20 protein-coding genes and 1 pseudogene are annotated in these 23,371 nt (G+C 67.4%); 19 read left to right on the forward strand and 2 right to left on the reverse strand.

The annotated features are described in order from the left end of the window. Positions 1–77 precede the first annotated feature (77 nt). From BTO20_RS03055 to egtE, 12 genes are all read left to right on the forward strand, one after another. Entirely contained in the window at positions 78–1,343 is a 1,266-nt protein-coding gene (locus BTO20_RS03055) for an aspartate kinase (protein ID WP_087073268.1), read from the forward strand. Positions 1,344–1,348: 5 nt separating this feature from the next. Continuing rightward, positions 1,349–2,383, forward strand: coding sequence for an aspartate-semialdehyde dehydrogenase (locus BTO20_RS03060; RefSeq protein WP_087073270.1), 1,035 nt, complete (start codon positions 1,349–1,351; stop codon positions 2,381–2,383). A gap of 19 nt (positions 2,384–2,402) precedes the next feature. Next, on the forward strand, positions 2,403–3,533 hold the full coding sequence (locus BTO20_RS03065) for a DUF4185 domain-containing protein (protein ID WP_232491188.1): 1,131 nt from the start codon (positions 2,403–2,405) through the stop codon (positions 3,531–3,533). Between the two features lie 66 nt (positions 3,534–3,599). Then, positions 3,600–4,010, forward strand: a complete 411-nt coding sequence (locus tag BTO20_RS03070) for a hypothetical protein (RefSeq protein ID WP_087073275.1) — start codon at positions 3,600–3,602, stop codon at positions 4,008–4,010. A gap of 49 nt (positions 4,011–4,059) precedes the next feature. Continuing rightward, positions 4,060–4,500: a Fur family transcriptional regulator gene (locus BTO20_RS03075; protein WP_087073277.1), complete on the forward strand. Its 441-nt coding sequence runs from the start codon at positions 4,060–4,062 to the stop codon at positions 4,498–4,500. Between the two features lie 102 nt (positions 4,501–4,602). Continuing rightward, positions 4,603–5,121: an LppU/SCO3897 family protein gene (locus tag BTO20_RS03080; protein WP_087073279.1), complete on the forward strand. Its 519-nt coding sequence runs from the start codon at positions 4,603–4,605 to the stop codon at positions 5,119–5,121. A gap of 17 nt (positions 5,122–5,138) precedes the next feature. Beyond that, positions 5,139–5,780, forward strand: coding sequence for a sensor domain-containing protein (locus BTO20_RS03085; protein WP_087073281.1), 642 nt, complete (start codon positions 5,139–5,141; stop codon positions 5,778–5,780). A 131-nt stretch (positions 5,781–5,911) separates the two neighbouring features. Further along, positions 5,912–7,186, forward strand: coding sequence for an ergothioneine biosynthesis glutamate--cysteine ligase EgtA (gene egtA, locus BTO20_RS03090; protein ID WP_087073284.1), 1,275 nt, complete (start codon positions 5,912–5,914; stop codon positions 7,184–7,186). Further along, the gene (egtB, locus tag BTO20_RS03095; protein ID WP_087073287.1) at positions 7,183–8,460 is read left to right on the forward strand and encodes an ergothioneine biosynthesis protein EgtB; all 1,278 of its coding nucleotides are present in this window, start codon (positions 7,183–7,185) and stop codon (positions 8,458–8,460) included. The genes egtA and egtB overlap by 4 nt, the downstream gene beginning before the upstream one ends. Continuing rightward, positions 8,460–9,152, forward strand: coding sequence for an ergothioneine biosynthesis protein EgtC (gene egtC / locus BTO20_RS03100; RefSeq protein ID WP_087073289.1), 693 nt, complete (start codon positions 8,460–8,462; stop codon positions 9,150–9,152). The genes egtB and egtC overlap by 1 nt, the downstream gene beginning before the upstream one ends. After that, complete coding sequence (gene egtD, locus BTO20_RS03105; RefSeq protein WP_087073291.1) at positions 9,149–10,114, forward strand: L-histidine N(alpha)-methyltransferase; 966 nt, start codon at positions 9,149–9,151, stop codon at positions 10,112–10,114. Before egtC ends, egtD begins: the two co-directional genes overlap by 4 nt. Then, entirely contained in the window at positions 10,111–11,226 is a 1,116-nt protein-coding gene (gene egtE, locus BTO20_RS03110; RefSeq protein ID WP_087073293.1) for an ergothioneine biosynthesis PLP-dependent enzyme EgtE, read from the forward strand. Before egtD ends, egtE begins: the two co-directional genes overlap by 4 nt. Before the next feature lie 555 nt (positions 11,227–11,781). On the opposite strand, the gene BTO20_RS03115 is transcribed toward egtE, so the two are convergent. Then, positions 11,782–13,398: a GMC oxidoreductase gene (locus BTO20_RS03115; RefSeq protein WP_087073295.1), complete on the reverse strand. Its 1,617-nt coding sequence runs from the start codon at positions 13,396–13,398 to the stop codon at positions 11,782–11,784. Next, positions 13,395–14,597 carry an alkane 1-monooxygenase gene (locus BTO20_RS03120; protein ID WP_087073297.1) on the reverse strand — a complete coding sequence of 401 codons (1,203 nt, stop codon included), beginning with the start codon at positions 14,595–14,597 and terminating at the stop codon, positions 13,395–13,397. Before BTO20_RS03120 ends, BTO20_RS03115 begins: the two co-directional genes overlap by 4 nt. Positions 14,598–14,777: 180 nt before the next feature. Between BTO20_RS03120 and BTO20_RS03125 the strand changes: the two are divergent. The 7 genes and pseudogenes from BTO20_RS03125 (at position 14,778) to BTO20_RS03155 (ending at position 23,325) form a co-directional block, all read left to right on the forward strand. Beyond that, positions 14,778–15,938, forward strand: a pseudogene (locus tag BTO20_RS03125) (IS3 family transposase). Positions 15,939–16,296: 358 nt separating this feature from the next. After that, the gene (gene mdo / locus BTO20_RS03130; RefSeq protein WP_087073299.1) at positions 16,297–17,568 is read left to right on the forward strand and encodes an NDMA-dependent methanol dehydrogenase; all 1,272 of its coding nucleotides are present in this window, start codon (positions 16,297–16,299) and stop codon (positions 17,566–17,568) included. After that, complete coding sequence (locus BTO20_RS03135; protein ID WP_232491025.1) at positions 17,555–18,532, forward strand: AAA family ATPase; 978 nt, start codon at positions 17,555–17,557, stop codon at positions 18,530–18,532. Before mdo ends, BTO20_RS03135 begins: the two co-directional genes overlap by 14 nt. Next, a complete protein-coding gene (gene madC / locus BTO20_RS03140) occupies positions 18,529–20,019 on the forward strand; it encodes a MadC family VWA domain-containing protein (protein WP_087073304.1) in 1,491 nt (496 codons plus the stop codon). The genes BTO20_RS03135 and madC overlap by 4 nt, the downstream gene beginning before the upstream one ends. A 141-nt stretch (positions 20,020–20,160) precedes the next feature. After that, complete coding sequence (locus tag BTO20_RS03145) at positions 20,161–21,345, forward strand: iron-containing alcohol dehydrogenase (RefSeq protein WP_198344450.1); 1,185 nt, start codon at positions 20,161–20,163, stop codon at positions 21,343–21,345. Continuing rightward, on the forward strand, positions 21,342–22,679 hold the full coding sequence (locus tag BTO20_RS03150; RefSeq protein WP_408632152.1) for a MadS family sensor histidine kinase: 1,338 nt from the start codon (positions 21,342–21,344) through the stop codon (positions 22,677–22,679). The genes BTO20_RS03145 and BTO20_RS03150 overlap by 4 nt, the downstream gene beginning before the upstream one ends. After that, complete coding sequence (locus BTO20_RS03155; protein WP_064943212.1) at positions 22,669–23,325, forward strand: MadR family response regulator transcription factor; 657 nt, start codon at positions 22,669–22,671, stop codon at positions 23,323–23,325. The genes BTO20_RS03150 and BTO20_RS03155 overlap by 11 nt, the downstream gene beginning before the upstream one ends. The last annotated feature ends 46 nt before the right edge of the window (positions 23,326–23,371 follow it).

The following is a 23,371-nucleotide window of genomic DNA, read 5'->3' on the forward strand; positions in this document are numbered from 1 at the left end:
CCTGGGCGACAAAAAACCAGCTGCACGTCTCCCTTATCCTTGATGCGACTCATTCCCGCATTCTCTAAGGACAGACAGTGGCGCTCGTCGTACAGAAATACGGCGGATCCTCGGTATCGGATGCCGAGCGAATCCGTCGCGTCGCCGAGCGCATCGTGGAGACCAGGAAGGCCGGCAACGACGTCGTCGTGGTCGTCTCCGCGATGGGCGACACCACCGACGATTTGCTGGACCTGGCCCGCCAGGTCTCGCCCGCGCCGCCGCCCCGCGAGATGGACATGCTGCTCACCGCGGGTGAGCGCATCTCCAACGCGTTGGTTGCGATGGCCATCGAGTCCCTGGGTGCGCAGGCCCGTTCGTTCACCGGCTCCCAGGCCGGGGTGATCACCACCGGTACCCACGGCAACGCCAAGATCATCGACGTCACCCCCGGCCGGCTGCGCGACGCGCTGGACGAGGGACAGATCGTGCTGGTCGCCGGGTTCCAGGGCGTCAGCCAGGACAGCAAGGACGTCACCACGCTCGGCCGCGGCGGCTCGGACACCACCGCCGTCGCGCTGGCCGCCGCACTGCATGCCGACGTCTGCGAGATCTACACCGACGTCGACGGCATCTTCACCGCCGACCCGCGCATCGTGCCCAACGCCCGGCACCTCGACACCGTCTCCTTCGAGGAGATGCTCGAGATGGCAGCCTGCGGCGCGAAGGTGCTCATGCTGCGTTGTGTCGAATACGCGCGTCGTTACAACGTGCCCATCCATGTCCGCTCGTCGTACTCCGACAAGCCGGGCACCATCGTCAAAGGATCGATCGAGGACATCCCCATGGAAGACGCCATCCTGACCGGAGTAGCCCACGACCGCAGCGAGGCGAAGGTCACGGTGGTCGGGCTGCCCGACGTACCGGGCTACGCCGCCAAGGTCTTCCGCGCCGTCTCCGACGCCGACGTGAACATCGACATGGTGCTGCAGAACATCTCCAAGATCGAGGACGGCAAGACCGACATCACCTTCACCTGTGCCCGGGACAACGGCCCCGGTGCGGTGGAGAAGCTGACCGCGCTCAAGGACGAGATCGGGTTCAGCCAGGTGCTCTACGACGATCACATCGGCAAGGTGTCGCTGGTCGGCGCGGGCATGCGCAGCCACCCCGGCGTCACCGCCACGTTCTGTGAGGCGCTGGCCGAGGTCGGCGTCAACATCGACCTGATCTCCACCTCGGAGATCCGAATCTCGGTGCTGGTCAAGGACACTGAGCTCGACAAGGCCGTCGCCGCCCTGCACGAGGCGTTCGGCCTCGGCACCGACGACGAGGCTGTGGTCTACGGCGGGACAGGGCGGTAAGCAACATGGTCAACATCGGTGTAGTCGGCGCGACCGGCCAGGTCGGGCAGGTCATGCGCGCCCTCCTCGAGGAGCGCAACTTTCCTGCCGACTCGGTGCGGTTCTTCGCCTCGGCCCGCTCAGAGGGCAGGAAGCTGGCGTTCCGGGGCCAGGAGATCGAGGTCGAGAACAGCGAGACCGCCGACCCCTCGGGTCTGGACATCGCCCTGTTCTCCGCGGGAGCGACGATGTCGCGCGTGCAGGCCCCGCGGTTCGCCGCGGCCGGCGCGGTTGTCGTCGACAACTCCTCGGCGTGGCGCAAGGACCCCGAGGTGCCGCTGGTGGTCTCCGAGGTCAACTTCTCGCGCGACGCGGGGGCCAGGCCGAAAGGCATCATCGCCAACCCGAACTGCACCACCATGGCCGCGATGCCGGTGCTCAAGGTGCTGCATGAAGAAGCGGGCCTGACCCGGCTGATCGTGTCCAGCTACCAGGCGGTGTCGGGCAGTGGCCTGGCCGGTGTCGAGGAACTCGCCACCCAGACCCGCGCGGTGGTCGACGGCGCAGAGGCGCTGGTGCACAACGGATCTGCACTCGAATACCCCGCGCCGGTGAAATACGTTGCGCCGATTGCCTTCAACGTGGTCCCGCTGGCGGGCTCGCTGGTCGACGACGGCTCGGGGGAGACCGACGAGGATCAGAAGCTGCGCTACGAGAGTCGCAAGATCCTGGGTATCCCCGAGCTGCTGGTGTCGGGCACCTGCGTGCGGGTGCCGGTTTTCACCGGACACTCGTTGTCGATCAATGCCGAGTTCGCCCAACCGCTCTCGGTCGAGCGTGCCAAGGAACTGCTTGCCGACGCTCCGGGGGTGAAGCTGGTCGACGTACCGACGCCGCTGGCCGCCGCCGGTGTCGACGAGTCGCTGGTGGGCCGTATCCGCCAGGATCCCGGTGTGCCCGACGGGCGCGGTCTCGCTCTGTTCGTCTCGGGTGACAACCTGCGAAAAGGTGCGGCGCTGAACACGATTCAGATCGCCGAGCTGCTGGCCGCCGAGCTCTGAGCGCGGCGTGTCCGCCGCCCTGAGGTTCGCGGCCGCGGCGACGACGGTTGTCGTGTCGCTGTGGCAGGTGCCCTGGGCCTACGCCGACCCACCGTCGCCCGCGCCCGGTACGGTGCTGGCGCCGCTGGCTCCCGGACAGGTGCTGCGGATTGCGCCGGCGGCCGGAACGGGTACTCCCACAGGGGATTACGGAATCGGCGCGACCGACCTGTGCGAGTTCATGGAGTTCCCGGCCCGTCTGCTGCAGGTGTGTGGTGACAGCTTCGCCGGGCAGGCCGTGGGCTTCGGCAGCTGGCACGCACCGATCGCGCTGCATGTCGACCCGGATTCGGTCGACGACCCTGCCGGCGTCCGCTACGACGGCGTGACGGGAGCCGTGGTGGGAAGCCCGTTGCTGGCCGACAAGACACCGCCGGGCAGCTCGCAATTGCCCGCGGGTGTGGTCTCGATCAACCGGGACAACTACCTGATGGTGAGCACCACGGCGAACCTGCGCCCGCAGAACTCGCGGTTGGTGAAAGCCGACGCCTCGCGGGGCAATTGGCAGACCATCCCGGGTTCGCAGCGGCCCGCGAGCTATCAAGGCGGCGGGCAGTCGCAGATCAGCGGCTATTACGACCCTGTCCCGACGGCCGAATCGCAGAGCGGCTGGGTCTACATCGTCGCCAACAACTTCGACCGCAGCGGGCAGGTGTTCCTCTACCGAAGCACGCCGCAGACGTTCACCGACCGCGCCGGCTGGCAGGGCTGGTCTGCCAAAGGGGGCTGGGGCAAGCCGCCGACGCCGTTGTGGTCGGACAAGGTCGGCGAGATGAGCATCAAGCAGATCGACGGCAAGCCCGTCCTGTCGTATTTCAATGCCAGCACCGGCAACATGGAGATCCGGGTCGCCTACGACCCCACCGGTCTCGGGACGGCGCCGGTGACCACCGTTGTGGTGGGCCGGGGCGTCGACTGGCCGGATCCCGCCGAGACGTTGCCGCCGCCCGAGGACAACCAGCTGGCGCAGCCGTACGGCGGCTACATCTCCCCGGGATCGACCCTCGACGAGGTGCGGGTGTTCGTCAGCCAGTGGAACACCACGCCCGGCGGTGGCGCGACGCCCTACCGCGTGATTCAGTACGCTGTAAACCCGATAAAGCCCTGGTGAGCATACACAGGTAATACATAGCCAATTCATGATCGGCACTTGGATGACGCTCGCAAGCTGGCTTACATGACTGATACATCTTCCGAACCCACCGGCCCGGTCACCACGGCCGAGCCGCTCGCCGAGCCTGCGCCTGCACCCGCCGTCGTCGAAGACCGCAGGCCCAATCGACTGTTCCAGGCGCTGGCCTGGGTCGGCATCGTCGCGGGCATCGTCTTCATCACCCTGGTCGTGTTCGGCACCGGGTTCTTCCTCGGCGCCCACTCGGGCGGCGGACATCATCGCCACGGCGGAGGCGGCTGGGAACGGCCCGGGATGATGTTCCACCACCACGGTGGGTGGGGCCAGGGCGGCGGCCCTGAACGGCAGGGCGGTCAGGGTGGCCCCGGCGGCCCGGGTGGACCCGCTTTCGGTCCGGGAGGCCCGGCAGGCCCGGGTGGGCAGCCGGGTGCCCCGACGACCACGCCGTCCCGCTGACCCGCGGAGCTCTTTTTGACCGACTCCAGACAAGGCGCATACTGGAGCGGTGACTCCGGTGCATGACGACGACCCCAGGGCCCGCTTGCGGGCCGTGGGGCTTCGTGTCACCGCCCCGAGGGTCGCGGTCCTGGAAGCGCTCGCCGACCAGCCGCACGCGACGGCCGACGACCTCGCGACCCGAGTTCGCCAATCACTCGGATCGGTCTCGACCCAGGCCGTCTACGACGTGCTCCGGGCCTGCGTCACGACAGGCCTGGTCCGTCGGATCGAACCGGCAGGCTCATCGGCCCGCTACGAGACCAGGGCCGGCGACAACCACCACCACCTCGTGTGCCGGGTCTGCGGCCGGGTGGCCGACGTCGAATGTGTCGTCGGGCCCGCGCCCTGCCTCGAGCCCGCGGATGTCGACGGTTTCACCATCGACGAAGCCGAGGTGGTGTTCTGGGGCGTCTGTCCTGACTGCCAGGCCGACCGCAACACCGCATAGACCACATCTGCAGCCCACCGGGCGTCCCGGCTACCACATCAGGTGGCCGGGACGTCTGATTTTGTAGGCGTGTCGCCGGGAATCGTGAGATTCTGCCTAACCATGACGCGCAATCGGATACTGGTTGCCGTGCTGATCGCCGTCCTGGCGGGTGCCGTCGGCTGTGGCAGCGGGCAATCCGAACGCAACGCGGCCATGCTCTTCGCCGTCGGCGACTGCGTCAGCTTCCCGGCGGGCACCCCGTCGGCCCCCGATGTCACCCGCGCCGCCAAGGTGGCCTGCAGTGCTGACCCCAGCTACACAGTCGGGGCGGTCGCCGATGCCACGGGCGCCTGCCCCAGCGACGAATATCAGCATCTGCCCGCCAAATTGGCCGATCCGTCGACAGCCCGGCTGTGCCTGGTGCCCAATCTGGTGACCTATCACTGCTATGAACTGGGCGTGCCCGCAGGCGTCATGGGCCTGGCCGACTGCACCTCCCGCGGCAACGGCGTACTCGTGCAGGTCACCCAGCGACTCGACGACGTGCAGGACGCGTCCAGCTGCCCGAAGGCGAGCGGCGAATACGCCTGGCGCTACCCGTCACCGGCCCGCACCTACTGCACTCGCACGCTGTACTGAATGGCATGATCAATTGAATGCGCGCTCTGACTGTGGGTTTCGGGGTGGCCGGTCTCGCGTTGGCCTTGGCGGCACCGGCGGGCGCCCGCCCGTCGGATCCGGGGGTGGTGTCGTATGCCGTCCTGCCGAAGGGTTCGGTCGGCAACATCGTCGGCGCTCCGATGACGTGGGCGTCTGACTCGACGGTTCCGTACCAGGCATTCGGGGTCGACGATCCGGTGTGCAACAACTGGGCCGACATCGGCCTGCCCGAGGTGTACAACGATCCGGATCTGGCGTCGTTCAACAGCGCGACGACGCAGACCTCGGCCAACGACGACAGCCACTACGTCAAACAGGCGGTCGGGGTGTTCGCCACCGCAGACGCCGCAGACCGGGCGTTCCACCGGGTGGTGGACCGCACCCAGGGATGTTCCGGGTTGACCAGCGCGATGCACCTGGACAACTTCGTGACGCAGGTGTGGACTTTTACCGGCGGGCCGGCCGGCGCGACCGACGCGGACTGGGTGAAACAGGAAGCGGGCACCGACCGGCGATGTTTCACGACCACCCGGAAACGGGAAAACGTGCTGCTGCAGGCGAAGGTGTGTCAGTCCGGCAACGGTGGCCCGGCCGTCAACGTGCTGGCCGGCGCCATGCAGAACTCGCTCGGGCAATAACTGCAGGATGAAGTTGGGTTAGCCGTCACAAACGCGTAACCCGCGCACAGGCCGACTTTGTCGGTGCTGTCTGGAAGATGGAGAGAACCAGACGGTCCGACACCGGTAGAGGACCGGGAGGGGTTGTTGCCATGGCAGTACCCATCAGGGCCGATCCCGGCCCCCAACCGCTCATCGAATTCGGCAGCGCCGAGCAGGCCGCTGCTCATATCGATGCGCACTGCCTGCACGACGGTGCAGTCGGCAAGGTTGGGCTCGAGATCGAAGCCCACTGTTACGACCTGACCGATCCGATGCGCCGTCCCGACTGGGATGAGTTGACCGCCGCCATCGCGACGGTTCCCGACCTGCCAGGAGGCAGCCGGATCACCGTCGAACCCGGCGGCGCGGTCGAACTCTCGGGGCCACCGGGCGACGGCCCGCTCGCCGCCATCACCGGGTTGATCGCCGACCGGGCGACACTGCGCGCGGCCTTCGCCCGCCGCGGCCTCGGCTTGGTGCTGTTGGGTACCGACCCGTTGCGCCCGCCTCAGCGGGTGAATCCCGGTGCGCGCTATCAGGCCATGGAGCGCTTCTTCGCCGCGAGCGGTACCGGCGCGGCGGGCGCGGCGATGATGACCTCGACCGCGTCCGTGCAGGTCAACCTCGACGCAGGTCCTCGCGCCGGCTGGGGTGACCGGGTGCGGCTGGCACATGCGCTGGGGCCGACGATGATCGCCGTCACCGCGAATTCGCCGCTGCTGGGCGGTGAGTTCACCGGCTGGCGCTCCACCCGGCAATGGGTGTGGGGTGAGCTCGATTCGGCGCGGTGCGGGCCCATCCTCGGTGCTGACGGAACCGATCCGGCCGACGACTGGGCGCGGTATGCGTTGCGGGCGCCGGTGATGCTGGTGAACACCTCCGATGATGCGGTGCCCGTCGTCAACTGGGTGCCATTCGCGGACTGGGCCGACGGCCGTGCCGTGCTCGGCGGCCGGCGCCCCACCTCCGCCGATCTCGACTATCACCTCACGACCCTGTTCCCGCCCGTGCGACCGCGGCGGTGGCTGGAGATCAGGTACCTCGACAGCCTTCCCGACGGGCTGTGGCCCGCTGCGGTGTTCATGCTCACCACGCTGCTCGACGATCCGGAGGCTGCCGCGATCGCCGCGGAGGCGACCGCGCCGGTGGCCACGGCATGGGACCGGGCGGCCCGGATGGGTCTGGCCGATCGCAGGCTGCATGCGGCTGCGGTCACCTGCGTGCGGGCCGCGGCGGAACGGGCTCCGGCCGAACTCGCGGAATCGATGCGGCACCTGATGCGTTCGGTCGAACAGGGACGCTCTCCGGCCGACGATTTCGCCGACCGTGCCGTGCGTTACGGAATCGCCTCGGCGGTGAGCCAACTGGCGAAAGGTGAGTCTTGATCACACGCGAGACACTGGCGCAGGAGCTGACGCGGGCCCGCGAGCGCACACTGCGGTTGGTCGATTTCGACGATGCCGAACTGCACCGCCAGTACGACCCGCTGATGAGCCCGCTCGTCTGGGACCTGGCGCACATCGGACAGCAGGAGGAGTTGTGGCTGCTGCGCGACGGCAACCCGGATCGGTCCGGAATGTTGGCGCCCGCGGTGGAACAGCTCTACGACGCTTTCGAGCATTCCCGTGCCAGCCGCGTCGAGCTGCCGCTGCTGCCGCCCACCGATGCCCGGGCGTATTGCGCCACGGTGCGGGCCAAGGCATTCGATGCGCTCGACGCATTGCCCGACGATGCGTCGGCGTTCAACTTCGGACTGGTGATCAGCCACGAGAACCAGCACGACGAAACTATGCTGCAGGCACTGAACCTGCGCGTGGGGCCGCCACTGCTGGATGCCGGCAGCGTATTGCCTGCCGGCAGGCCAGGGATTGCGGGCAGCTCGGTACTGATCCCCGGCGGGCCGTTCACGCTCGGGGTCGACGAGCTCAACGAACCACACTCGCTGGACAACGAGCGGCCTGCGCACGTGGTGGACGTGCCGGCGTTCCGGATCGGCCGGGTGCCGGTCACCAACGCCGAGTGGCGCGAGTTCATCGACGATGGCGGTTATCAGCAGTCGCGCTGGTGGTCCGAGCGCGGTTGGGCGCATCGGCAGCAGGCGGGCCTCGTCGCGCCTGCCTTCTGGAACGCTGACGGCACCCGCACCCGGTTCGGCCATGTCGAGGCGATCCCCGCTGACGAACCCGTCCAGCACGTCACGTTCTTCGAGGCGCAGGCCTACGCGGCGTGGGCCGGTGCCCGGCTGCCCACCGAGATCGAGTGGGAGAAGGCCTGTGCGTGGGACCCGTCGACCGGTTCACGGCGCCGGTTCCCTTGGGGCGCTTCGGAACCCACCTCGCCGCTGGTCAATCTGGGCGGTGATGCGCTGCGTCCGGCGCCTGTCGGCGCGTATCCCGCGGGAGCCTCGGCCTATGGTGTCGAACAGCTCCTCGGCGATGTGTGGGAGTGGACCAGCTCCCCGCTGCGACCGTGGCCCGGCTTCACCCCGATGATCTACGAGCGCTACACCCAGCCGTTCTTCGACGGCGACTACCGGGTGCTGCGCGGCGGATCGTGGGCGGTGGCCGCGGGCATCCTGCGGCCCAGTTTCCGCAACTGGGACCACCCGATCCGCAGACAGATCTTCTCCGGCGTCCGGCTCGCCTGGGACGCCGGCTGATGTGTCGGCACCTGGGTTGGCTCGGGGCGCCCCGGTCGGTGGCCGCGCTCATGCTCGACCCGCCGCAGGGGCTGCTGGTGCAGTCCTACGCACCCAGGCGGCAGAAGCACGGACTGGTCAACGCCGACGGTTGGGGTGCGGGCTTTTTCGATGACGGGGTGGCCCGGCGCTGGCGCAGCGACAAACCGCTGTGGGGCGAGGCCTCGTTCGCATCGGTGGCGCCGGCGCTGCGCAGCGGTTGCGTTGTCGCGGCGGTGCGCTCGGCCACCGTCGGCATGCCCATCGAACCATCGGCGTGCGCCCCGTTCACCGACGGACGGTGGCTGCTGTCGCACAACGGCGTGGTCGACCGGGCGGTGCTGCCGGTGACCGCAGACGCCGAATCCACGGTCGACAGCGCGGTGCTCGCAGCGCTGATCTTCGACCGGGGGCTGGACGCGCTGGGCGAGACGGTCGCCGAGGTCGGCGAGCGCGACCCCAACGCCCGGCTGAACATCCTGGCCGCCAACGGTTCTCGCATGCTCGCCACCACGTGGGGCGACACGCTGTCGATACTGAGGCTGCCCGACGGCGTGGTGCTGGCCAGTGAACCGTACGACGACGATCCGCAATGGCACGACGTCCCGGACCGCCACCTGGTCCACGTACATGACTCGCACGTCGAGCTGACACCTCTGAAAGGACCGGCATGACGCTCTCGCTGTCGAACTACCTGGCCGCCGACTCCGCCGCGGACGCCTTACGCCACGATGTCCGCGCCGGGCTCACCCAGACGCCGAAGACTTTGCCGCCCAAATGGTTCTACGACGCCGTGGGCAGCGATCTGTTCGACCAGATCACCCGGTTGCCGGAGTACTACCCGACGCGCACCGAAGCGCAGATCCTGCGCGAGCGCTCCGCGGAGATCGCCGCGGCCGCCGGTGCGGACACGCTGGTGGAGTTGGGCAGCGGCACCTCGGAGAAGACCAGGATGCTGCTCGACGCGATGCGCGATGCGGGTGTGCTCACCCGGTTCATCCCGTTCGACGTCGACGCCGGGGTGCTTCGCGCCGCGGGCCGGGCCATCGGCCGTGAGTATCCGGGCATCGAAATCGACGCGGTGTGTGGCGATTTCGAGGAGCATCTCGGCAAGATCCCGCAGGTGGGCCGGCGGCTGGTGGTCTTCCTGGGATCGACCATCGGCAATCTGACGCCCGGCCCCCGCGCGGAGTTCCTGGGCACGCTGGCCGATACCCTGCAGCCCGGGGACAGCCTGCTGCTGGGCACGGACCTGGTGAAGGACACCGCGCGCCTGATCCGCGCCTACGACGACAGTGCCGGAGTCACCGCCGAATTCAACCGCAACGTGCTGGCCGTGGTGAACCGCGAATTGGGCGCGGACTTCGACCTGGCGGCCTTCGAGCATGTGGCCCGGTGGAACTCGGGCGAGGAGCGCATCGAGATGTGGCTGCGGGCCCGCAGTGCGCAGCGGGTGCGGGTGACGGCGCTTGACCTCGACGTGGCTTTCGCTGCCGGCGAGGAGATGCTGACCGAGGTGTCGTGCAAGTTCCGGCAGCAGGGTGTGACGGCGGAGCTGGGGAAAGCCGGTCTGCGACAAACACATTGGTGGACCGACCAAGCCGGTGACTTCGGCATGTCGCTGGCTGTCAAATGAGCGTCGCGCAGCAGTGGCGGGACGCCCGCCCGAAGGTGGCAGGGCTGCATTTCGACAGCGGCGCCTGTTCGCGGCAGAGCTTCGCGGCGATCGACGCCGCGGCCACGCATGCCCGTCATGAGGCAGAGGTCGGCGGGTACGTCGCGCTCGATGCGGCGGCGCCGGCGCTCGACGCGGGCCGGGCCGCGGTTGCGGCGTTGACAGGGCTGCCTTCGGCCAACGTCATCTACACGTCCGGGTCGGGCAACGCCCTGGATCTGCTGCTGAGCAGTTGGCCGGGGGAGCGCACGGTTGCGTGTCTGGTCGGTGAATATGGTCCGAACCTTGCGGTGATGGCGGCCAACGGGTTTGAGGTGCGAGCGTTGGCCGTCGACGGGGCCGGGCGGTTGGATGTCGACGCGGCGGCCCGTCAACTCGCCGCCGACCCGCCCGCGATCGCCCACCTGACCGCACTGGCCAGCCATCGCGGGGTGGCCCAGCCGCTGGCCGAGTTCGCCGAGGTGTGCCGGGCGGCGGGTATCCCGTTGGTGGTGGATGCCGCGCAGGCGCTCGGCCATCTCGACTGCAATGTCGGTGTTACCGCGATGTATTCATCGTCGCGCAAATGGTTGGCGGGTCCGCGCGGGGTGGGTGTGCTCGCGCTGGCCGACGAGCTGGCCCAGCGGCTACAGCCTCGGGTGCCACCGCCGTCCTGGGGCTTGGGCATCCCGGCCGTGCAAATGCTGGACGGAGTCGAGTCGAATGCCGCTGCCCGGATCGGGTTTTCGGTCGCGATCGGGGAGCATCTGGCGGCCGGCCCAGAGCACGTGCGCGCCCGGCTGGCCGAGGTGGGCGGCCTGTCCCGGCAGGTGCTCGCCGACACGCCCGGATGGCGCGTCGTGGAATCGGTCGATGAGCCCACGGCCATCACGACGCTCGAACCCGTTGACGGAGCTGACCCGACGACCGTGCGGGCACGGCTGATCGCCGAACACGGCATCGTCACCACGGCGTGCGATGTGGTGCGGGCGCCCTTCGAGATGACCAAACCGGTGCTGCGGATCTCCCCGCATGTCGATACCGGCGTCGATGAGCTCGAGCAGTTCGCGGAGGCGCTGCGGGCAGTGGTGTAGCCCGCCCGGTCGCAGTCCGGGCGCTTTAGTGTGCAGTGGTGTAGCCGTCGGGCGTGCGTAGGTGTGCAGTCACACCTGTCACACCAGTCCCTGCGCGGAAACTATGGACGTGTTGCCCGGCTGTTTGCGACAAAGTCGCGGAAACAGCCTCAGCAGCAACTTGTTTCACTGCCGTACCACGCGGGCGAACCTCACCGCCCCCGGCAGCAGCGGCAGCCACATCCGCACCGAAATTTGCCGTGCCCGGCTATTGGCGACAGTGTCGCTCGCAGCGCGGGCGCACAACCAGTGGGGCAGAACCGATCTGATGGTGCCAGACTGACGCACGGGATTGGCTGACCTGAGGCAGCTGATATCTGCGGTGCCTATGTGGCGATTTCCGCGACTCTGTCGCAAACAGGCGGGCAGCACACACCGTGCTCGCCGCGCGGTGACGAATGTGGCTGGTGTGAACGCCGCCTGGAGCGGACGGGCTCACCGCCTGGAGCGGACGAGCTCACCGCCTGGAGCGGACAAGCCCACCGCCTGGCCATGCCCTCCCGTGCACACGGTCGCCTAGCGGCGGCCCTGCAGCACGGCCTCGATGTTGCGTTCGGCCAACGCCGTGATGGACATGAACGGATTGCATCCGAGGTAGCCGGGTATCAGCGATGCATCGTTGACGTAGAGGTTGTCGTACCCTTTGACGCGCCCGAACGCATCGGTGACCTCACCGCGCACGCAACCACCCAGCGGATGAACGGTGTTGGGTGCGAAGATCTCCCCGGAGAAGATGTCATCGCGATACTCCACCCCGTTGACCCGTGTCAGCTTGTCGAAGACGGTCCGGGTCCGCTCGATCAGGTGGTCGTTGTAGAGGGCAGGCCAGTCGATAGCGATCGAATCCGACGCCCGGTCATAGGTGATGTCGGCGCGATCACCGGTCTTGACCATGACGTAGTAGCCCAGCATGAAGGTCTCGACCGGCAACGGAAGGGAAAACATGGTGGCATACACGGGGTTTTCGGTGTCGGCCCGACCATCGAGGTTGATCAGGCCGAGCAGTGACTGCTGAGTTCCGGCGGGGTCACTGTTCTTGAGCCAGTGTGCCACCATCACGTCACCGTTGTTGCCGTAGCCGGATCCCACGGCGTCGTTCAGATCGGGCAGTGCCCCGGTCTCCCTGGCGCGCAACAGGATCTGGTTGGTGCCCAACACGCCGGCGCTCAGAAACAGCCGGTCGCAACCGATTTCTTCACGGCCCGTCTCGTTGCCCCATCGGTCGATCGATCGGGTGGCCACCACGTACTGGCGGCCCTCCCGGTGTACGGCCGTCACTTCCGTCAGCGGCCGTAACGTGACCTTCCCGGTGGCCAGGGCGGACGCGATGTATGTCTGGTCGACGCTGCCCGTCCGCCCGTAGTTGTTGCCGAACTGCTGCTCGAACGCCAGCGCCGATCTTTCGACTTCTCCGGCCTCTTCGGCCAACATGTAATCGAACGAGTACGCACTGCCGTTGTAGTCGACCGGATAGCCTGCCGCGGAGGCATATTCGCGGCCTACCCGGGCGAATTGAAACCACGGTGTCCGTTCGAACCAGCCCATATCCCGGTAGCTGATGCGCAGCGTGCGCTTGGCGCGCTCGATGTAAGTCCCCAGGAACTCGTCGGCCGCGATGTCGGGGAAGCATTCGGCGATCTGCCGCGCGGTGGGCACGGCGGCCACAGCGGCGTTGATCAGAGACCCCCCGCCGACCCCGATACCCCGAAACACATGGTGGGTGCCATGTGTCGTCTTGTCGCAGATGCCGGCTTGAACTGGCTGCGGCGACGGCGAATTGCGCGCGACAGCGTCGATCGAGAATCCCTGGAACGACGTGACCAGGCTGGGGGGAACGGCACTGAACCAGCCTGCCCGGGTGTCAGCGGGCAACATCTTGGTGAACCGTTTGCCGTCGGTGTCAGGTGCGTCCCACAGCCGGCCCTTCTCCAGCACCAGAGTCTCGATACCGGCTTCTGCCAGGCGAAGTGCGGACACGCCTCCGCCATAACCACTTCCGATCACGATCGCGGGGTAGCGCGCGCGTGGTTCGGATCGCTCGGCATGTCGGTGCATCCACCAGCCCGCGCCGCACGCACCCAGGGCGGCCGCCGTGCTGGTACCGAGAAACCGCCTGCGCGACATGACAGTCATGCAGCACGCATCTGGTGTCTGCGGATGAGGTGCGCGCGGCGCCGCGGGTCGAGCGCCGCCAATTCGATTCGCCCCGAATAGTGTTCAACCACCCGAGGATCCATGACTTTGCGCCACAGCGGAGGAACCAGTGACAGCACGAACATGGTGCCGTATCCATACGGCAGGTGCGGCGCCTCGTCGAGACTGCGCAGGGATTGGTAGCGCCGTTGGGGATTGGTGTGATGGTCGGAGTGGCGTTGGAGGTGGTAGAGGAACACGTTGGCGACCAGGGTGTTGCTGTTCCAGCTGTGCCGGGCGGAGACCCGTTCGTAGCGACCGGTGGCCAGGAGTTCGCGACGCAGTCCGTAGTGCTCGAGATAGTTGACCGATTCGAGCAGGCAGATGCCGACCATCGCCTGGCCGATGAGCATCGGAAGGACGACCGGCCCGAACCATACGGCGAGCCCGCCGAACAGCGCGACACTCACCAGCCACGCGTTGAGCACATTGTTTCTCGATGTCCACGGTGTCTCGCCGCGACGCGTGAATCGTCGTGCCTCCAACGCCCATGCGGATCGAAGCCCACCGGTCACCGAGCGTGGGATGAAGCGGTAGAGGCTTTGGCCCATAAGGGAACTGGCGGGATCCTCCGGTGTCGCGACGCGTACGTGGTGACCGCGATTGTGTTCGACGAAGAAGTGGCCGTAGCCCGTCTGGGCGAGGGCGATCTTGCTCAGCCGCCGTTCGAGGCGGGCGTTTCTGTGACCCAACTCGTGAGCGGCGTTGATCCCGATGCCGCCCACGATCCCCACCGTCACCAGCAGGCCGGCGCGGTCGATCGACGACAGGACAACCCAGCCGCCACCGCTCCACAACCAGCACGCGAAGATCAGTGACAGGTACTGGTTGGGCAGGTAAAGGTACGTCGCCCAGCGATACCAGGGATCGTTGTCGAGGTCGATGTAGACGTCATCGGGTGCGGTACTGCGGTCGGTCCCGACGATGTGGTCGAGCAGCGGGATCACAACGAACGTGAGAAGCGCTCCGAGCCACCAGAACCCGCCGAACCCCGTCAACGTCACGGCCAGCCAGGACAGCATCACCAGGCATGGGACCGCAGCGCCGAGGAGCCATAGAAAGCGTTTGGGGTCAGTCCAGCTGCGCTGCAAGTCAGCGTTGCCAGTGTGGTAACTACCCGTTACGAAGCCGGCTGTCATGACCGTTCCGATCTTGAATTGGCAAGTATTCGCGAGGACTGTAGCAATGCTTGGCCGAGTTTGACAGCCCTTGTGTTTGTCGCCACATTGCCTTTGCTGATACCGCTGGTGGGTCTGCTGCACGAATAGGTGACATCTGAGTTGGCTTGCCCGGAACGGGTGAGCTGGAAGGATGTCAGTGTGCCCAGGCCCTACCCCCGAGAGTTCCGCGATGATGTCGTCCGTGTGGCCCGCAACCGCGACGACGGCGTGACGATCGAGCACATCGCCACTGATTTCGGTGTGCACCCGATGACGCTGCACAAGTGGATGCGCCAAGCCGATATCGATGAAGGTGCCAAGCCCGGCAAGAGCACCGGCGATTCGGCTGAGTTACGGGAGCTGCGTCGCCGGAATCGGTTGTTGGAGCAGGAGAACGAGGTCCTGCGCCGCGCGGCGGCCTATCTGTCGCAGGCCAACCTGCCGGGAAAAGGATCTACCCGCTCGTAAGTGAGCTCGCCGCCGACGGGATCCCCGTCGCGGTGACGTGCCGGGTACTCAAGCTCGCCGCCAGCCGTACTACCGCTGGCTGGCCCAGCCGATCACCGACGCCGAGATGATCGAGGCCTACCGCGCCAACGCCCTGTTCGACGCCCACAAGGACGACCCGGAGTTCGGGTACCGCTACCTGGTCCAAGAGGCCCGCGATGTCGGCGAGCCGATGGCTGAGCGCACCGCCTGGCGGATCTGCTCGCAGAATCGATTGTGGAGTGTGTTCGGTAAGAAACGCGGCAAGAACGGCAAGGTCGGTCCGCCGGTGCACGATGATCTTGTCGAGCGTGACTTCACCGCTGGCGGTCCAAATCAGTTGTGGCTCAGCGATATCACCGAGCATCGCACCGGTGAAGGCAAGCTCTATCTGTGTGCGATCAAGGACGTGTACTCCAACCGCATCGTCGGGTACTCGATCGACTCCGAATGAAGTCCCGGTTAGCGACCACGGCCTTGAGCAACGCGGTGGCACGCCGCGGCGAGGTGGCCGGATGCATTCTGCATTCCGATCGCGGATCTCAGTTCAGGTCAAGGAGATTCGTGCATGCTCTGGGCCGCTTCGAGATGGTCGGATCGATGGGCCGTGTCGGCGCAGCCGGCGACAACGCGGCCATGGAGAGCTTCTTTAGTCTGCTGCAGAAGAACGTGCTCGATCGTCGCCGCTGGGACACCCGCGAGGAGCTGCGGATCGCGATCGTCACCTGGATCGAACGGACCTATCATCGTCGCCGGCGCCAGGCGGGTCTCGGGCGGTTGACCCCGATCGAATTCGAAGCAATCATGACCACACCGGCCAGTCAGGCCGCGTGACCGCAACTGTCACCTGATCGTGCAGCAGACCCGGTATCGGAATAAATAGCTTGTATCTTGCTACTGGATGATCGCAACGTAGATGGCTGTGGACTTGAGCACGATGGGTCTTGACGTACGGCTTGTGGGATACTGGCAAATATGCATAGGCGCACTTATGTCGCGTGTGCGGCGCCGGAATGTTGTGGCTGTCCACTGCGCGGCGGGCACGCGCCACCGAGCCTGTTGCACAGGAGAGCGTGCAGCACTACCCGATCGGAGAGTTCTGGCGTTCCGGTCGGCCGGTAGTGCCCCCGAATCGTTGTGACCCGCGCCACCGAGGTTCACGGTGGTGTCACACGACAGAAGGAGCCTTCCGATGGCCATTGAGCTGAACCAGATTTGGGACTTTCCGATCAAGGAGTTCCACCCGTTCCCGCGGGCCCTGCTCGGGGTGGGCGCGCACGACATCATCGGCGTCGAGGCCAAGAACCTCGGCTTCAAGCGCACCCTGCTGATGACGACGGGCCTGCGCGGCTCGGGCATCATCGAGGAGCTGACCGGCAAGATCGAGTACCAGGGCGTCGAGGTGGTGCTCTACGACAAGGTGGAGTCCAACCCCAAGGACTACAACGTCATGGAGGCCGCGGCGCTGTATCAGCAGGAGAAGTGCGACAGCATCATCTCCATCGGCGGTGGTTCCAGCCATGACGCGGCCAAGGGCGCGCGCGTCGTCATCGCCCATGACGGCCGCAACATCAACGAATTCGAGGGTTTCGCCAAATCCACCAACAAGCAGAATCCGCCGCACATCGCCGTATCCACCACGGCGGGAACGGGTTCGGAGACCTCATGGGCCTACGTCATCACCGACACCTCCGACATGGACCACCCGCACAAGTGGGTCGGATTCGACGAGGCGACCATCGTCACCCTGGCCATCGACGACCCGCTGCTGTATTACACCTGCCCGCAACACTTCACCGCATACTGTGGCTTCGACGTGCTCGCGCACGGCAGCGAGCCCTACGTCTCGCGCATCGACTTCGCGCCGTCGCTCGGAAATGCCCTGTACTCAGTCGAACTCGTCGCCAAGAACCTGCGGGAGGCCGTGTTCGAACCCCGCAACCTCAAAGCCCGCGAAGGCATGATGAACGCGCAGTACATCGCCGGGCAGGCGTTCAACTCCGGCGGGCTGGGCATCGTGCACTCGATCAGCCACGCCGTCAGCGCGTTCTTCGACAGCCACCACGGGCTCAACAACGCGATCGCGTTGCCACGGGTGTGGGAATACAACCTTCCCGCCCGCTATGAGCGTTACGCGCAGCTGGCCACCGCCATGGGCGTCGACACCCGCAACATGACCACCGTGCAGGCCGCCGATGCCGCGGTCGAGGCCGCGATCCGGCTGTCGCAGGACGTGGGCATCCCGGACAACTTCTCGCAGGTCCGCACCGACTCGTATGAGAAGAACCGGATGAACACCGGCAAGTACGCCGGCCGGGGTGACGTTATCAAGGGTGACGACAAGTCCGTGCTGGCCATCTCCGAGCACATCCAGGGCGACTGGTGCACGCCGGGCAACCCGCGCGAGGTGACGGTGGAATCGATGATCCCGGTGGTCGGCCATGCGATTAATGGCACTTACTGAGTCCGAGGTCGACGGATTCGCCGGTCCCGCAGCGCTTTCCGAAGCGCTGCGGGAGCAGGACTACATTGCCGACGGCGACCTGGCCACGGTGGTGCACCTGGCGACCGCGCTGGATCGGCCCCTGTTGTTGGAGGGACCGGCAGGCGTCGGGAAGACCGAACTGGCCAAGGCGTTGGCCGCGGCCGGCGGCCGACGGCTGATCCGCCTGCAGTGCTACGAGGGTCTCGACGACAACCGGGTGCTCTACGAATGGGACTACGCCAAACAGCTGCTGCACGTGCAGATGATGCGCGACCAGACGAGCGACGTCGGCGAGATCGCCACCGACATCTATTCCGAGGCCTTCCTTTCGGTGCGTCCGCTGCTGGAATCGGTGCTCTCCGAACAGCCCGTGGTGCTGCTGATCGACGAGGTCGACCGCACCGAAGAGGCGATGGAGGCGCTGCTGCTCGAGGTGCTGGCCGAACGTCAAGTCACCATCCCGGAGATTGGCACCTTCGTGGCCCGCACCGTGCCATGGGTGGTGTTGACGTCCAACGACACTCGGGAACTCTCGGCCGCGCTCAAGCGTCGCTGCCTGCACTACCACCTGGATTTCCCCACGCCGCAACGGGAACGGGAAATCGTCGGGGTGCGGGCACCGCGCGTCGAACCCGCTGTGGTGGCCGATGTGGTCGAGCTGGCGCGCACCCTGCGTGAGCTCCCGCTGCGCAAGGCGCCGTCGATCTCGGAGGTGATCGACGCCGCACGCGCTGCCGCGATCCTCGGCGACACGACATCGGATACGGCACAAGCGCTTCTGCTGTCCACGTTGGTGAAGTTCACCAGTGACCGCGACATCGCGCTGCGCCACCTCGGTGACGCCCCGCTCCCGGTGCACACCGAACCGCTACGGGCCACCGTGGCGTCGCGCCCGGCCAACACCACCACCGCGGTGTTCCGCGGGAGGGGCGGCAGGACGTGACGCCGTCACATCTGCTCGACATCGTTGCCGCGACGTTCGGTGCCTTGCTGCGCCGCGCGGGGGTGGCGACGTCACCGGCTGAGGTCATCGAGGTACGCCGGGTGCTGGGCCTGCTCGGCGCTGCGGACCTGCCCGCATTGCGTGCGGCGCTGCGGGCGACGTGCGCCAAATACGGTCGGGAACAACGAGGATTCGACCGCGCCTTCGACGCGTTGTTCGGCGCAACGGACGTCGCGCGTCAGGACCCGGGCCCGAGCCGTGCCCACACCGGCTCGGGCCTGCCCGAGGCACTCGACATCGGCGAGGACCAGGAGATCGGGCGCTACGCCGAATACAACGAACGCGCCGCGGAGGTCGGCGACCACTTCGACACCCCGGAGGCCGACAAGGGCTTCAACCCACACAAGGACGACGACGACCACAGCGTGACGGGAGCCGACAACCAGCTGACGGTATCGGCCGAGAGCGACACCGGACGACGCGGCGTCCGCTACACCGTGGAGGTGGACCGCGCCTCCGCCAGCATGGCCGGCGACCTCGCCGACTCGGTGGCACCTGTGGTGGCGGGCGCGCTCAGTTGGGACGATCCCGCGTCGATCCTGGCCTGGTTGGATGCTTATGACCCGAGCCGCACCTACGGCGACGACGCGGGCGAGCAGCCGTTGACCGCCGAACAACTCGGCCAGCTGAGCGCGGCGGTCGAGGGTTTCGTCGCTGCCCTGGCGGACCGCTGCGGGCTGACTGCTGAAGCCGAAACCCCAGATACCGCAATGGATGCCGGGCTGGCCACCGATGTCGACCTGGCGTGCCACGAGGTGTTGCGCCGCATGCGTGGTGCGCCGCGGCCGCGTCCCCGCGAGCGCGGACATGGCAGGCTCGACATGCGCCGCACCACGCGAGCCGCGCTGCGCACCGACGGTGTGCCGTTCCACCTGGTGACCCGTACCCCGCTGCCCGACCGGATTCGGCTGCTGGTGATCGCCGACGTGTCGCTGTCCGTGCGGCCGATCACCGCGTTCACCCTGCGGCTGGCCCAGGCAATGCACCGGCGCGCGCATCGGTGCCGGGTGATGGCGTTCGTCGACCGCCCGGTCGATGTCACGGACATCCTGTTGCGCACCGGGGGCGACGACTCGCTGGCCGCGGTGCTGGCCGAAGCGCAGCTGGATCTCGACGCCAGCAGCGACTACGGGCAGGTGTTCGACGACATGCTGCGCGGGCAGGCCGACGCCCTCGATCGCCGCACGGCCGTGCTGATCGTCGGAGATGGGCGAAGCGGGGGACTTCCCGCCGGTGTCGAGCAGCTGCGTGCGCTGCGCCGCCGCGTGCATCGGCTGGCGTGGGTGACGCCCGAGCCGCGGCGGTACTGGAACCAGGCCACCTGTGCGATGCCGCAGTACGCGCAGGTCTGCGACCGCGTGGTGGTGGCCAGCGACGCCGCGGCGCTCAGCGCGCACGCCGGGGAACTCGCCCACGCCCTGTCCTGACCGCCCACCTGCCCGATCGGACAGGTAGGCAGCTGCCCACCTGCACATTGGCGGCGGTCGGGATGGGCCGTAGGGTGACAGTGTTACCTGGCTCACATGACTTGGGAGTGCGACGTGATAGCGCAGGCGGAGATCACGCCCATGGCGGTGCCGACGGCCACGCCCGACGCGATGCCCACCCGGCTGCTGAAGTTCCATGCACCCGAGATCGTGTTCGGCATCGACTCGATGGCCGAGGCCGCCCATGCCGCCGTGCGACTCGGCGGGTTGCGGCCGCTGTTGGTCACCGACCCGGGGCTGATCGAGGCCGGCTGGGTGCGCGAACTCGTCGGACACCTGCGCGCCCAGTGCGTAGAGGCGCAGGTATGGAGCGCGCTGACACCCAATCCCAAGGACCACGAGATCACCGCAGGGCACGAGTTCTACCGCGAACACGGGTGCGATGTGCTCATCGCGCTGGGCGGCGGCTCGGTGATCGACGCCGCCAAGGGCATCGCCATCCTGTCGGCCAACGGCGGCGACATCCTCGACTACGCCGGCGTGGACAAGGCCACCATGCCGATTCCACCGCTCGTGGTATTGCCGTCGACGTCGGGCACCGGCGCCGACGTCTCCCAGTTCTACATCGTCACCGACACCACGCGCAACACCAAGATCACGATCCTGGGCCGCGCCCTGGTCCCCGACATCACCGTCATCGATCCGCGGCTGCTCACCACCATGCCGGAATGGCTCAATGCCGCAACGGGTCTGGACGCGCTCACGCACGGTATCGAAGCGTTCGTCTCGCTGGGCCACAATCAGCTGACCGACCATCACGCGCTGCGGTCGGTCGTCATGGTCACCGAGAACCTGGTGTCCACCATCGAACGTCCGCACGAGATGCCTGCCCGGGTGCTCATGGCGCAGGCGGCGCTCGAGGCCGGTCTGGCCTTCACCAACGCCATCCTCGGTGCCGCCCACGCCATGAGCCATCAGGTCGGCGGGCTGCTGGACCTGCCGCACGGCGTCATCAACGGTGTCCTGCTGCCCCATGTGGTGCGGTTCAACGCCGAGGCCGACCCGGCGCCGTTCGCCACCATCGCCGCCTGCCTCGGCATCGCAGACAAGCGTGCCCCGGCGCGGGAATCCGCACTGGCCCTTGCTGATCGGCTGCAGGAGCTGGCCCGGGGGGTGGGGGTGCCGCGCGGCCTGGGCGAGCTGGGCGTGCGGGACGAGGACGTGCCGGTGCTGGCGCACAACGCGATGGCCGACGCGTGCATCACCACCAACCCGCGTCCCGCCGACGAGGCGGCGCTGCAGACGCTGTTCCGGGCGGCGCTGTGAGAGCGCCCGATCTGGAACGTCTCACCGGGATACGCTCGGGCAAGTCCACGTTCTATTCCGAATTCCGGGTGGCCGCGCAGCGTACCGAGCGGGTGATCGCCGCGCTCGACACGATCTCACATGCGTTGGTGCAGACCGTGAATGGTCCCGAAAAGCTCGTCCGCGCGGTGGCCGAGGCCGCCCGCACGCACCTCGGTGCCGAATGGGTGCTACTGGCGCTGGCCGACGGTGCGCTGCCCGGGGCGCGGCCGCGGCACCTGATCCTCGACGCCGACGGCAACGCCTACTCGTTCGAAGGACTTTCCGGCGCAAAGCATCCAGTGCCGCACCTGCCTGACGCAGTGCTCAACCGGCTCAACGACATCCTGCGCGGACAGTTGGCCCAGTTCCGGTTACCGGTCATCGAACCTCACCACGCGCATGTGCCGCTCGAATTGGACGGCGGCGTGATCGGGGCGTTCGCGGCCTGGACGCCGAAGGGCCGCATGCTCGACGGCACCGACGAGACCGTGATGCGGATCCTGTCCAGCCAGACCGCCGTCGCGCTGCACAACTGTGAACTGTTCCAGCGCTCGCAGGCGCTGCTGGCCCAGTCCGAAGCCCGCAACGCCGAGCTGTTGGCGACTCAGCGGGAACTCGGTGCGGCGCAACGACATCAGGTACTCGACTCCGAACGGCACCGCATCGCGCGCGAACTGCACGACAGCGTCGCGCAGACCGTGCTCTCGGCGGGCATGCAGATCGAGGTGTGCCGCAGCGAGATTCGGGCTCTGTCAGGGGTGGCCGACCTCGTCGAACGGTTGGACACCGCCAAGACCCTCACCCGCTCGGCCACCGAACAGTTGCGGTCGGCGATCTACGCGCTCAACCAGCCCGGCGACGCGGGCCGGTCGACCCTGCCGGAGATGCTCGAGCAGTTGGCGACCGTGCACATGCCCGAAGACCTGCGGGTGACGCTCAAGGTCGAGGGCGCCGCCACCGAATTGCCCAGTGCGGCAGAGCATGCGCTGTTGCGGGTGGCGGGCGAAGCCTTGTTCAACACGGCCATGCACGGGCAGGCGACGCGGGCCATCGTGCGGCTGCGGTACCGGCCCGCCACCGTCACACTGTCGATCTCCGACGACGGCACCGGTGACCCCGACAAGATGCGGCTGATGCTGCGCTTGGCCGACGGCACCGACGTCGACGGCCGCCACCGCGGGCTGGCCAACATGCAGGCCCGCTGCCGTGAGCGGGGTGGCTCGTTCTTCGTGCAACGGTCCCGCCTCGGCGGGGTGCGGGTGGTCGCCACCATCCCGCGGGACGGATCGGAAGGAGACCGCGATGACGGTTGACACCAAGATCAGAGCGATCCGGCTGGCGCTCGTCGACGATCACGCCATCCTGCGGCAGGGGCTGCGCTCGGTGCTGGAGCGTGAGCACGACCTCGTGGTGGTCGGTGAGGCCGCCTCCGAGCCGGAAGCCGAAGCGATGGTCGCTGCCATGCGGCCCGACGTGGTGCTGCTGGACCTCAAGCTCTCCGCCGGGTCCGATTTCGAAGGTTTGTCGTTGTGCGCCAAGCTGTCCGCGGCGCACCCCGAGGTCGGGCTCCTGGTACTGACCACGTTCCTCGACGACGATCTGGTGGTTCGCGCCGTGCATGCCGGGGCGCGCGGCTACGTCGTCAAGGACGTCGACACCACAGAGCTGGTGCGCGCGATCCGGGCCATCTCCGCGGGCGAGAGCGCCTTCGACTCCCGCAGTGCCGCCGCGGTGGTCCGCACGCTGAGCGGCAGAAGCGAGCCCCGCGAGCAGCTCACCGATCGGGAGCTCGAAGTGCTGCGGTTGCTGGCGGCCGGCCTGTCCAACGTCAAGATCGGTGAGCGGCTGTACATTTCGGCCACGACGGCCAAGTTCCACGTCAGCAACATCATGCGCAAGCTGCAGGTCAGCCGTCGCGCCGAGGCCGTGTATGCCGCCAGCAAGCGTGGGCTGATCTAGCACCTAGCACCTAGCACCTAGCACCTAGCACCGCGAGCGTGCGTGT

This window comes from Mycobacterium dioxanotrophicus, assembly GCF_002157835.1.
Lineage (GTDB): Bacteria > Actinomycetota > Actinomycetes > Mycobacteriales > Mycobacteriaceae > Mycobacterium > Mycobacterium dioxanotrophicus.